This window comes from Afipia birgiae 34632 (assembly GCF_000308295.2).
Classification (GTDB): domain Bacteria; phylum Pseudomonadota; class Alphaproteobacteria; order Rhizobiales; family Xanthobacteraceae; genus Afipia; species Afipia birgiae.
Map to the genome: position 1 here is coordinate 861879 of NZ_HG326653.1, position 12223 is coordinate 874101.

The 12223-nt window shown below is 62.2% G+C and carries 11 protein-coding genes; 5 read left to right on the forward strand and 6 right to left on the reverse strand.

The window, feature by feature from the left end:
* Positions 1 to 407: 407 nt before the first annotated feature.
* The 6 genes from BN32_RS18100 to BN32_RS18125 all read right to left on the reverse strand — a co-directional run bounded on the left by BN32_RS18100 (position 408) and on the right by BN32_RS18125 (position 8791).
* Positions 408 to 2549, reverse strand: a complete 2142-nt coding sequence (locus tag BN32_RS18100; RefSeq protein WP_019198924.1) for a methyl-accepting chemotaxis protein — start codon at positions 2547 to 2549, stop codon at positions 408 to 410.
* Positions 2550 to 2955: 406 nt separating this feature from the next.
* Positions 2956 to 4137, reverse strand: a complete 1182-nt coding sequence (locus BN32_RS18105; RefSeq protein ID WP_040426933.1) for a saccharopine dehydrogenase family protein — start codon at positions 4135 to 4137, stop codon at positions 2956 to 2958.
* A gap of 37 nt (positions 4138 to 4174) precedes the next feature.
* The gene (locus tag BN32_RS18110; protein WP_019198922.1) at positions 4175 to 5761 is read right to left on the reverse strand and encodes an AMP-binding protein; all 1587 of its coding nucleotides are present in this window, start codon (positions 5759 to 5761) and stop codon (positions 4175 to 4177) included.
* A 92-nt stretch (positions 5762 to 5853) separates the two neighbouring features.
* Positions 5854 to 7233 carry a cytochrome P450 gene (locus BN32_RS18115; RefSeq protein WP_019198921.1) on the reverse strand — a complete coding sequence of 460 codons (1380 nt, stop codon included), beginning with the start codon at positions 7231 to 7233 and terminating at the stop codon, positions 5854 to 5856.
* A gap of 130 nt (positions 7234 to 7363) precedes the next feature.
* Entirely contained in the window at positions 7364 to 8278 is a 915-nt protein-coding gene (locus tag BN32_RS18120) for a CHAD domain-containing protein (RefSeq protein WP_019198920.1), read from the reverse strand.
* 108 nt (positions 8279 to 8386) lie between these two features.
* Entirely contained in the window at positions 8387 to 8791 is a 405-nt protein-coding gene (locus tag BN32_RS18125; RefSeq protein ID WP_040426653.1) for a YccF domain-containing protein, read from the reverse strand.
* 122 nt (positions 8792 to 8913) lie between these two features.
* Between BN32_RS18125 and BN32_RS18130 the strand changes: the two genes are divergently transcribed.
* The 5 genes from BN32_RS18130 (at position 8914) to BN32_RS18150 (ending at position 12195) form a co-directional block, all read left to right on the forward strand.
* Positions 8914 to 9201 (forward strand): DUF3551 domain-containing protein, encoded by a 288-nt coding sequence (locus tag BN32_RS18130; protein ID WP_019198918.1) that lies wholly within the window; start codon positions 8914 to 8916, stop codon positions 9199 to 9201.
* 152 nt (positions 9202 to 9353) lie between these two features.
* Positions 9354 to 10526 carry a DUF3095 domain-containing protein gene (locus tag BN32_RS18135; RefSeq protein WP_019198917.1) on the forward strand — a complete coding sequence of 391 codons (1173 nt, stop codon included), beginning with the start codon at positions 9354 to 9356 and terminating at the stop codon, positions 10524 to 10526.
* Between the two features lie 92 nt (positions 10527 to 10618).
* Positions 10619 to 11497, forward strand: a complete 879-nt coding sequence (locus BN32_RS18140; RefSeq protein WP_019198916.1) for a hypothetical protein — start codon at positions 10619 to 10621, stop codon at positions 11495 to 11497.
* 56 nt (positions 11498 to 11553) lie between these two features.
* Complete coding sequence (locus tag BN32_RS18145) at positions 11554 to 11829, forward strand: pentapeptide repeat-containing protein (protein WP_019198915.1); 276 nt, start codon at positions 11554 to 11556, stop codon at positions 11827 to 11829.
* Positions 11830 to 11991: 162 nt separating this feature from the next.
* On the forward strand, positions 11992 to 12195 hold the full coding sequence (locus BN32_RS18150; RefSeq protein WP_019198914.1) for a dodecin family protein: 204 nt from the start codon (positions 11992 to 11994) through the stop codon (positions 12193 to 12195).
* Positions 12196 to 12223: the final 28 nt, after the last annotated feature.

Here is a 12223-nt window from a genome sequence, read left to right on the forward strand (position 1 = left end):
GCTCTCTGTTCTTAGGTTCGGCAGAGCCCAAACAACTGATCTGCTCATGCGTCGCAGTTGTCTGGATCGTGAACTCGCACAGTTCAAGCAGGAGATATTTCTAGGGTTAAGGTTTTAAAAAATTGAATCGAGATCGACATTCTTCATTGCGATCGAAGGTAAAAAGATACCCTCGCCACTCGGCGATAGAGATAACTCGGACTAAATCGCGAGTCGTAGGTATTGAGGCACCTCGCGGTTGGCTGCGCGGGCGCGTTCGCCCTGCTGCCTTCTTGGCGGCAAGAGAAGGTTGCCGCCGCAAGGGTTCGTGAGGATCCGCATCTATACAGCTGAGCTACGGGTGCGTGGCCATCTATGACCCATGCGGGCAACCGCCCGCACGGGTTTAGGAAGATGCGAGCGGCGGCTCAGGCCGCGCGCACCTGATCGAGGAAGTGGTCGACCTGCTTCTTCAGCTCTTCGCCGCGCCGGCTGAGTTCGTCCGCCGACGCCAGCATCTGCGTCGAGGCCACACCGGTTTCCTGTGCGGCGGTGCTGACGCTTGCGATGTTGCTGGTGACCCGCGCCGTTCCCCGCGCAGCCTGCTGCACGTTGTTGGCGATCTCGTTGGTCGCGGCGCCCTGTTGCTCGACCGCGGCTGCGATGGCGGCCGCAATCGACGAGATGCGGTCGATGGTTTCGCTGATGCCTTTGACCGCGGTCACCGACTCCTGCGTCGCGGCCTGCATGCCGCTGATCTGCTCGCTGATATCGCCGGTCGCCTTCGCGGTCTGCGCAGCGAGCATCTTCACCTCCTGTGCAACGACCGCAAAGCCCTTGCCGGATTCTCCTGCGCGCGCGGCCTCGATCGTGGCGTTGAGCGCAAGGAGGTTGGTTTGCCCGGCGATCGTGTTGATAAGCTGGACCACATCGCCGATGCTGTCGGCGGCCTGGGACAGGGCCATGATCCTTGTGTTCGTCACTTCGGCTTGCCGGACCGCTTCCGCGGCAACCGTGCTCGACTCGTGCAATTGCCGGGCGATGTCGTTGACCGAAGCCGCCATTTCCTCGGTGGAAGCCGCCACGGACTGAACATTCGCCGTGGCCTGCTCCGATGCCGCGGCGACCGTGGTGGATTGCCGGGACGTTTCTTCGGAAATCGTCGACATCGACGCCGCCGTCGCCTGCAATTCGGCGGCCTGCGACGAAACCGAGCCAAGCATGCTGGAGACGTCCGCCTCGAATGTCGACACGAGCTCCTCGATCCGGTGCGTGCGGATCAGGCGGTTCTTTTCATCCTGCTTCTGCATCTCCCGGTCGAAACCGAGTTTGGCCTGCATCGCCTGAAGATTGCGCAGGGCGACACCGATCTCGTCGTCGCGTTCGATGAAGACCCGGTTGTTGAAATGCCCTTGGGCGATACGTGTCATCAGCTCGATGAGCCGGCCTGTCGGGCGGCTGATCGCGCGGATCGTCATCAGGCCGAGCAGGATGCCGAGAGCGAGCGCCGCGATCAAGGCGCCGGATGCGACCATGATCGAGGTCGTGAAGTTGCTCTGGGCGTTTTCGTATTCGTCCTTTGCGACATCGATCTGCAGCGCGACGAGCTTTTCCGCGTCCTGCTTGGCGGCTTCAAACAGCGGGTTCACTCTTTCGGTGAGATGCTGTGACAGGTCACCGAACTTGCCGGCCGAGAGCAAAGCGAGGCCGGGCTTCAGGCCGTCCTCGACATAGCTCCGCCGCTTCTGGCTGTAGCTGTTGGCAATGGCTTGCTCCGCCGCGGTGTGGGAGCTCGACATGAATTTCTCCCAGCTCTTGCCGATCTGGGCGATGTTGTTGCTGACGGTCGTCTCCACGCCTCCGACCGCCTTTTTGGCGAGCCCGTTGGTGGCCGCGCCGTACAGGGACAGAATATTGCTCTGCATCCGGTCATTGATCGCGAACAGGTGGGCGAGCGGCACGGTCCGGTCGTTGTAGACCTGCTTCAGGTGGGTATTGGCCTGTTGCGCGGTGACGAGGCCGACCAGGCCGATCGCCAGCATGAATATCGTCAGCGTCGCGACAAGGGTGATCAGCCGTGCGCGCAGCGAGCCGGTAAACAACGAGAAATGGTCGGCGAATGAACGCTTGCGCAGAATGCCCGCGTCCAGCCGGTAGTTGTCGGCCTTCTTTGCGCGGATCTGGGCGTAGACGGTTTCGGCTTCGCGCCGCTGGTCGGACTGCAGCTTGGTGCGCACCGACATGTAGCCGGTCACCGCGCCGTTCTCCCAGATCGGAGAAGCGCTCGCCAGCACCCAGTAATATTCGCCGTTCTTGCGCCGGTTCTTCACCGCGCCGGTCCATGGCTTGCCGCTCTTCAGCGTCGCCCACAGATCACCGAAGCCCTCGGCCGGCATGTCCGGATGGCGAACAATGTTGTGGGGCTGATTGAGCAATTCGGCTTCGCTAAAACCGCTGACTTCAATGAACTGGTCGTTGACGTACGTGATCTTTCCCTTGGTGTCGGTCTTGGAGACGATCATCGTCTCGTCGCCAAGCGGATATTCGACGTCAACGACAGGCAGATTCATTTTCAAGATCAGAAACTCCGGATCATGTAGGAGGGGAAAGCAAACCGCTCGTGCGCGACAAGCAATGCGCATGGCAAATGGCGGCGAGGCGGGGTGAAAGCTGGATGCGCCCCTGCGGCCGTTACAGGCTGTGCGGGAATCAGCGAGGGTCGCAAGATACGCTGCTGAAGGCTCAATTCCCGGCTTCTCTTCTCGTCTGCCCTGCTTCGACCGCAAGGCAAAGTTGCCTGCAGGATCTTGGCCACGTTCTTGATTCGATTTTTATGATCCAAGACCTAAGATTTGGTTGCGCTCCCGCGCGCCGAGAACGACGCGCGCGGCATTCCGCGAGCCCGTGGCGAGCAACGGCTGCGCGTGGCTGCAAGCTCACGCGCACCTCAGGGCTTCTACGGAGGCGTTTTGTTCGTCAGGCGGTCTCGACTGCGAATTGCAGACCGGCGTGATCGATGAGACGCTTGATCAGGCGGTCGCCCAATGCTGCGCCCGGAGTCCAGATGCCGCCGGCAACGTCCGCGGCGTCGCGCACGAGACAGACGGCGCATTCGGCTATCATCTTGGAGGTCGAGCCGTAGCCCGGATCGCGATCGCCTTTGACCGACGCGCGGATCTGCCGGCCGTCAAGCGACACGCCGACGAACAGGATGTCGTAGAGACCGGTCTCGCGCTCTTCCTTTGAGGGGCCTTCGCCGGGCTTCGGTCCGCCCGGCCCGCCCATTGCGGCATTGGCGGCGACGATGGCCTTGGCGGTGGCTTCGCCTTTTTCGCCGGGCCCGGCCAGCATCATCTCGTCGTAGACGAAGTCCTGGCCGTAGGGGAAATTCATCAGAAGATTCGAGCGGTGCACGTTTCGGGTGTTGATCGTCGCCATCACAAACGGCGCGACCCACATGCCGAGTTCGTCATCGTGGAGCGGTTTGTTGCCGGGCGGCTGCTTCGGGCCCTCGAAGCCCGGCGTCAGCGCGAACGGATTCTTGAGCAGCGGCACAATGCTGAGATCCTTCGCTGCGGCCGCGTAAGTGGCTTTCAGGCTTGCCGCCGTGCCGCCCGAGAACGTGCCCTTCATCTTGCGCACGCGGCCCTTCACGCGGTGCACAGTCGCGCCGAACTGCTTCTTCGCCGCGCCTTGCAGAAAGAATACGCCGAGCTCGAACGGAATCGAATCGAACCCGCATGAGAACAGAATGCGGGCGCCGGTGGATTGCGCCTTTGCGTGATGGGCATCGATCATCTGGCGCATCCATGCGGGTTCACCGCAGAGATCGAGATAGTCGGTGCCGGAGGCGGCGCAGGCCGCCACAAGCTCGGAGCCGTAAAGCTGATAGGGACCGACGGTGGTCAAAACCGCCTTGGTCTGGGCGACAAGCGCCTTCAGTGAGGCGGGGTCGCTGGCGTCGGCTTCGATCAGCGGTGTGTCTTTCGGCGCGCGGATCTCGTCGCGGACCGCCGCAAGCTTGTCGCGGCTGCGGCCTGCCATCGCCCATGTGAGATTGTTTCCGGGGCCGTAATGCGCGGCGAGATATTCGGCGACGAGTCTGCCGGTGAAGCCGCTCGCGCCATAAACAACGACATCGAATTTCGGTTGGGTCATCGCGATATCCTCTTTCCGTTCGTCGGGCGCCACCGGGTCATGCCAGCAATTTTCGCAATTCCGCCTTCGCCACCTTTTCAAGCGTCGAACGCGGCATGTCCTCGACCAGGTGCACTTCGCGCGGCACCTTGAAGTCGGCCAGCGCGTTCCTGCAGGCGCTCAGAATATCCTGCTGAAGCGTAAGCGGCGCACCGCCGAGCCCGCTCGTCGGAATGACGAACACCACGGGCACTTCGTCCAGCATCGGATGCTTCTTTGCAACCACCGCTGCTTCGCGCACGCCCGCCACGGTGATGACGACCTGTTCGATCTCGGAGGCCGCGACATTCTCGCCGCCGACCTTCAGCATGTCCTTGGCGCGATCGCCGAACCGCAGGAAGCCATTCTCCAGCAGCTTCACGCGGTCGCCGGTGATGAAATAGCCGTGTTCGTCGAAACTCTCGCGCGTCGCTTTCTCGTTGTGCAGATACTCCTTGAACAACGACAGGCCGGGAACGCCGCGGATCAGAAGATCGCCGGTGCCGCCGACCTGCGTCGGCGCTCCGTGCTCGTCGACAACGCGAATCTCGTATTCCGGCGCGGCGCGCCCGATGGCGAGCGGAACGTTGGGCTGATGGGGCTCGCCGACAATGCCGTGGGTGATGGTTTCCGTCATGCCCCACCAGCCGATGGTTTTCACGCCGAAGATGGCGTCGGTCGGCGGCTCGCAGATCGCGCTGCCCCACAGCCGGAAGTGATGCCTCTTCGGGATCTCGCGCTCCATCAGCGCCTTGACGCAAAACGGCACCAGCGATGTCCAGGTGCTGCGATGCTCCAGCGCTGTCGTCCAAAAGCGGCTTGCGGAAAAGCGCGGCTGGATCACGGCGGTGCCGCCGACCCACAACGTCGACAGCATCGAGTAGGCCAGCGCATTGGTATGAAACAGCGGCAGATAAATCTGGTGAATGTCCTCGGGCCGCAGGTCCTGATGCACGGCGTTGATCTTCGCACCCCACAGCGCGTTGGCGTGGGTCCACAACACCGCCTTCGGCCGCGACGTGGTGCCGGACGTGTATTGCACGCTGCACGATGCGTAAGGATCGGCGGGACGGCGCGGCCGGTCCGCGCTGTTGGCAAACAGCGTCTCGAACGCTTCGCTCTTCGGCGGCTTGTCTCCCTGCGCGGGTGCGGCGCCGGCGTCGTGGGAAATCACCGCGAGCCAGCGCAGGTTGCGGCAGTTCGCTGCAATCAACTCGGCATAGGCTGGTTGCGTGATCGCGGCCACTGCGCCGCAGTGACCGGCGAAGTACTCCATCTCGCCCGGCGCGGAACGGGTATTGGTCGTCACGGCGATGGCGCCGAGTTCGACACAGGCGAACCACGTGAGCAGCATCTCGATGCAGTTGTCGAGATGGATCAGCACGCAGTCGCCGGGCTTGACTCCGCGTTGCGCGAGGCCCGCGGCCAGCGCGCCGACGCGTTCGTGGAATTCGCCATAGGTCCATGGACGTGACGGCGCGTCGAACGGCGCCCAGATCGGGAATGGATGGTCGCGCCGTGTTTCGGCGCGCAGTCGCAGCAGCCACGGCACATCGAGTCCGGCGAAGGGGCCGATATGACCCGGTGCGATGTTGAAATTAGGCATGTTTTCTCCCGTCCCGCTTGTCCGCTGCGGGTTGCCAACTGCTTGTCTGACAGGGGGCGCGGAGTCAACGGTTTGGCGGCCCGCGCGGGGCTTCAGGTAGCAGTCAAAATTACGCGCAATCCGTCCCTGGGTTTCGGGATCGGCCACATCTGCCATGCGGGCACATAGCCCGGCTCTAGGGTGACATTGAGGTTCTGCAGGAAATGAAACGCGAAACATTTGGCCTGCATGTAGGCGAAGTGAACTCCGATGCACATATGCGCGCCGCCGCTGAACGGGATGAATGCGAAGCGATGGCGTGCGCGCTGCGCTTCGTCGGTGAAGCGCAGCGGATCGAACGTCTCGGGGTCAGGCCAGTGTTCGCTCATGTGATGGGTGAACAGCGGATTCATGCTGACCAGCGTCCCGGCCGGAATATCATAGCCTTTGAAGCTGAAGTCACGCGTCGCGCGGCGCGGGATCGACGGCACCGGCGGCTTCATCCGCATCGCTTCCTTGAACGCCATTTCGGTGAGCGGCATGGCGTCGAGCTTGTCGAACGGCAGCGGCGCGCCGGGCTCTATTCCGAGCGCGGCGACTTCGTCGCGCAATCGCGTCTGCCACCCAGGATGCGCCGCGAGCAGCGCCACGAATGACGTGAGTGACGATGTGAGTGTATCGTGCGCCGCCATGATCAGAAAACTCATGTGGTCGACGATATCCTGCGTCGAGAGCAGCGCGCCGTCCTCATGGGTCGCGTGGCAGAGCTGCGAGAACAAGTCGTCGCCGCCGTTCTCGCGCCGCAGGGGAATCTGCTGCGAGAAATAGGCCACGATGCGCTGACGTCCCCTGACGCCGCGCGCCATCTGCGTGCCCGGCCACGGCTGGCGAATCACCGCAACGGAGGCGGCGATCATGTCGACGAAGGCGCGTGTGACTTCATCGACTTCGGGGCCGATCCCGGTGCCGAGAAATGAGGTCGCAGCGAGGTCGAGCGTCAGTTGCTTCATCGCCGGATAGAACAGCATCGGGCCGGGCGCCTCGCGCCATTGATCCACGCGCGCCGCGATACCGGTATCGAGTTGCGCGAGATAATTCTTCATCGGTCCCGACTTGAAGGCGACCGACATGGCGCGGCGATGCAGGCGGTGTTCCTCGAAATCGAGCAGCATCAGCCCGCGCGGAAACAGCCGGCCGAGGATTGTTTCCCATCCATTGGTCGAGGAGAACAGCTTGGTCTGGTCGAGCAGCATGAATTCATTGGCTTCAGGCCCGAGCAGCGACACGCTTGTTTCGCCGAGAACCCGCGAGCGATAGATCAGGCCGTATTTCCGCGCCATCGCATCGGCTTCGCCTTTCGGATCGGCGAGAACATTGAGCGTTCGTCCGACAAACGGCCAGCCTTCGTCGCCGGGAATGTGGGCAAGTTTGCTGCGGTCCACCATGACAGGCGGCTTGACCGCGACCGGTGATGTCAGGCTTTGCATCGACATGAGCGTTCCCCGGAGTGGCTGCCGGAATTATCGCCGAGTTGGCGGATACCGACAACTCCGATCGCGGCTGGATCGGGGAGTTGTGATGGTGCGGTGCATTGAATCTTTGAGCCCGGAAAACGCCGGCAGATTAGGCGAAATCCGCTGCCGCTTTCGCCAGGGCCTCGATGCGTTTGCGGAATGATCGCGGCGATTCTGCAAACACCCGGCCGGCCAGCGACCGCGCGCGGTCGAGGTGAAATTGCCGCCGGCTTTCGATCGGCGGCGTCAGGCGCGAGCGCCAGTGAGCCAATGGTTGTCTCGGTTGCGTCAACAGGCCGAGAGCGACGAGATCGTTGCTCCTGCCGAGTTGCAGACGCACCTTTTGCACCTCGTCGATAAAGGCATGCCACACCTTCGGCCACAGCGGCGCTATGAGGTCCAGCTGGTAGCGGAATGTCACGACGGCCTTGCGAAAATCATGAATGTCCTCGGGATCGGCATCCTCCCATTTGCGCGGAAGACGGCGCCGGGCGCGGCGATAGGATTGTGCGAGCGCCGTAACGATGTCGTCAAAGGAGATGCTTTCAAGCGGCCAGTTTGTTACGCAGACCGATGCTCGCGCAAGGCCGTCGTGCAGGCGCTGAATGGCCTCCGCATGAAGCTGTGCGGCTTCGGATGCCGCTCGTGCCTCCTGCAGCCGCCGGGTGAGGGTTGTCTCGGTTCGCTTCGACAGCGGGGGTGTCTCGGCCTCCCTCGGCTTTGCAATGTCGGCCAGCGCATCGAGAGCGGTCTGTGCATCGCGGCTGCGGCCAAACTCGCGGGCGAGGAGCCGCACCTCGTGGCGCAAAGTCACGGACTCGTCACCGACCGGATCCTTCAGCAGCCGCAACAAGGCCTGCCAGCGTTTAAGCGCGACGCGAAGGTCATGAATGGCCGTGCTGGGATCACCGCCATTGAGCCGTTCCTGGATCTGGTCTTGCGCGGCCCGGGCCGTTGCCAGGATATCATCCGCGACCTGACGCAGCGAATGCGCAACCGGCGGAGCTTGTGGGCCGTGCATCATCGACGTCTGTCCAGAACCATTCGCGCAAGATTATGGGTTCTACGCGGCGGTGGAAAGTCTCCATCCAGTTATACCGCGAATGCGGGATGCTGCCCTTCGGCAAACGGACTAGGCCGGGATGATGGTCTTGCCGATCGGCCACAACGCGATGGCGCCAAGTTTCAAATGCGCCCAGGCGAACGGAATTCCGATAATCGTGATGGCGAGCAGGAGCGCCGTGAAGAGATGGCCGAGCGCCAGCCACCACCCGGCCAGGATCAGCCAGATCAGATTGCCGATGAACCCGAAAATCCCGGTGCCGAAGTCGCGCTCGCCGATATAGATCTCGCGCGATACGGCCTTCTGGCCAAACGGAAACAGCGTGTAGACGGCAATATTCCAGGCGCCGCGCGCCCACGGAAGACCGATGATGGTGATCGCCATGATGACCGCAGCGACCGCCCAGCCGAACGCCATCCAGAAGCCGCCAAGCACGACCCACAAAATGTTGAGCATCAGAGAGACGGGAGACATCGGAACTCATTTGCTGGAGAGCCGCTTGGTCCAGTGTAGCACCTTCCGGCGACGCCGTGATGAAAACCGGTAGCCAATCCGGAGGCGGTGCCCATATAGAGTAAGACATCAAGGAGGCACCCATGTCGAAACTCAATTTTGCGTCAGCCACTGCAAGTCTGGCAACGGTTGCCGTTGCGGCGCTTGCGATCACGCTTGGCTCCGCGCCGGCCAAGGCCGATGCGCCGTTCTGCTCGGAGAACTATAGCCGTGCCGGTCAGGGCCGGGTGTGCGCCTACTACACCTATGACCAGTGCCGGGCGGCTACCAGCGGCGTCGGCGGCTCATGCAGCGCCAATGCGTGGTACCAGCCGCGCGGATACTATGAGCCCGCTCCGCGCCGACATCGCCGGCACCGGCATCATAGCTGAGATCATTCCCGGTCCACGCAGTGCCGTCAGATATCCTCGGCGCGGAGCTTCCGCGCCGATATTTGTTTGCGGCGAATATTGAACCCGTATTGCTGCGCGCCCGTATTTTTGGAACGTTGTGCAGCACCCGCGCCTGAGAGAAATGGCAAGTGATGAACGTAGCGGACGGCCAGAATGCGGACAGCGGCGGTGGGGACGCCTTTTACAGCGCCATGCCGGTGTTTCGCGGCTTCGCCAATCTGATGGATCCGTCGCTGTACCAGCCGTTGCCTGGCGGATGGTTCATTGGCGTGGCCGACATCGTGCAGTCGACCAAGGCGATTGCGGACAATCGCTACAAGGCCGTGAACATGGCGGGCGCGTCGGTGATCGCGTCCGTGACAAATGCGCTGGAGAATCGCGATTTCCCGTTTGCCTTCGGAGGCGACGGCGCGAGCTTCGCGGTGTCGCCGCAGGATGCAGAATTGGCGCGCGAGGCGCTGGCGGCCACCGCAACGTGGGTGAAGGAGGATCTCGATCTGTCGCTGCGCGTCGCGCTGGTGCCGATCGAAGCCATTCGCGCGCAGGGTCTCGATGTGCGGGTTGCGCGCTATGCGGCCTCGCCGCATGTGTCCTACGCGATGTTCTCGGGCGGCGGACTGGCGTGGGCGGAAGCTGCCATGAAGCGCGGCGAGTTCGCGGTGCCGATGGCGCCGCCGGGCGCGCATCCCGATCTCACCGGACTGTCGTGCCGGTTTTCCGAGATGCCGGCGGAGCGCGGCCTCATCTTGTCGATGCTGATCGTGCCTGCATCCGCGGACAGCGCCGCATTCCGCCGCCTGATCGAGGATGTGGTGACGCTGGTCGAGCGAAGCCCGGGTTCGGGACGGCCGGTCCCGGCTGCCGGGCCGTCGCTGCGCTGGCCGGCGCCGGGCGCTCAGTATGAGGCGCTGGCGCAGCGCGGTGGGCCGCTGTTTGTCCGCCGTCTCAATGTTCATGCCATGACGCTGTTTGCCTATGTGCTGTTTCGTTTCGGCATTCCCGCCGGCGGCTTCGTGCCACAGGTTTACATGCAACAGGTGGTCGAGAATTCGGATTTCCGGAAATATGACGACGGCCTGCGCATGGTGCTTGACTGCAAGCCCGAACTGGCGGACGCGCTGGAAGGCCGCCTCGCGGCTGCGGCGGCCGCCGGGACGGCGCGTTACGGCCTGCACCGCCAGGATGCGGCGTTGATGACATGCTTTACCCTGGCGGCGTCGCGGCCCGATCATTTTCATTTCGTCGATGGCGCACGCGGTGGTTATGCGTCCGCCGCCACCGCGTTGAAGGCAACGTTGAACTAAGCCAGACGTTTTCCCGACGGTCATTGAAAAGGGACGTGGAAAGCGGCACCATCGCTGGACTTTCGCGGGCGCGTTCATGTTAGTGAGCCGTAATGGGCAGAATCGATTCCAGGAGTAAGCGCCAGCGTGGCCGGACACCGTTTTACGGTGCCGCGCTCGGGCTGCTTGCCGTCCTCGGCTGCTTCGATCCGGCGCGTGGCAGCGACGACGAAGACGACGAATCATCCAAGGCAGGCCCGAAGCAGCCGAACATTTACCTGGATTACAACACGGCCTATGCGATCGTGCCGCCCAATACGCTCGCCATCGGGCTCAGGAATTTCGTCTCGCCGATTCCGGTGGGATCGCAACTCGTGATGCTGAACGCGCCGCTGACGATTGATCTTACCGACCGGTTCTCGATCTATGGCGGCGTCAGCGCCATCACGTCGCGCTCTGATATCTCGCCGTGGTCGTCGATGATTCTCGATAGCTGGAATATCGGGTTCAATGCCGACGTCATCCGGCAGGACGGAGCCACCGTCACGGTGATCTCGACCGTGACGCGATCGATCAACAGCGTGCCGGGGCTGGGATCGACATCGAACCAGACGGTTGTCGAACTCGATCGCGCGCTCAACGAAGATGAAACGCAGGGTCTGCTCGCAGGCACACGCGTAACCGCCGTCTGGGTGGACTCGGCGCTTGCGAAAGTCGAGCCTGCGTATGTCGGGTATCTCGGCGGCTATTATCAGTGGCCGAACAACTGGAAGCTGTCCGGCCGCTTCGGCATTCAGACATTCGGCGGGGGCCAGATTTTCGGTGGTCTCATCAGGGCAAAGGCGTTTACCCAGCCGACCATGAGGATCGACCTCGAACGGATGGATGACAATGACAACCGGCTGTTCGGGGCGACGATCGAGGTGTCCTGGACGCCGGATCCGTTTGTTCAATTCACATTACGAACGCCGCTCTATGCGGTGAGAAACTGAGCTTCGCGAACAGCGGCAGCAGACGAGCCAGAACGTGTTCATCGAGAGGAACGGACATGGATATCCACGGAGGACAGAGGCAACGCCTGGATGTGAAGGGTTCGGACGTTTCGGGATCGTCATTTGACGATGTGAACATGTCGGGCTGCACGATGCACGACATCAATCTCAGCGGGCTACGGATCGATTACGCCAATCTTGCTGGCCTGCACGTTAATAACGCGAATATGGCCGGGGCCTGCCTCACGGATTGCCGGATCGAGGGCATGACCATCAACGGCGTCAAGGTCGAAGACATGCTGGCGGCGTACAACAAGCAAAAGCCGGTGTAATTCTGCGGAGCCGTCCTGTATTGGGCGCTGCCCTGCGGCGGTGACGGCCATGCTGCAGATGCACCAGCCGGCCCTGCGATCTTGACGCCCCTCGCGGTGCGCCTAAGCTGACTTTGCTCAAGTGCCAAGGATTTACGTCTTGATCCATGTCAGGAGAAAATCATGTCAGTTGCACGCGTCACCGAGCTCATTTCTGCATCCCCAAAAAGTTTTGAAGACGCCGTCCAGGTTGGCGTCAAGCGCGCCATCAAGACATTGAAGAATGTCGAAGGTGTCTGGGTCGCCAATCAGAAATGCGTCATCAAGAACGGCAAGATCGCGGAATACCGCGTCAATCTGAAGGTGACATTTATCCTCAAAGACTGAACGTCCCCGCATCACATCTCATTATGGT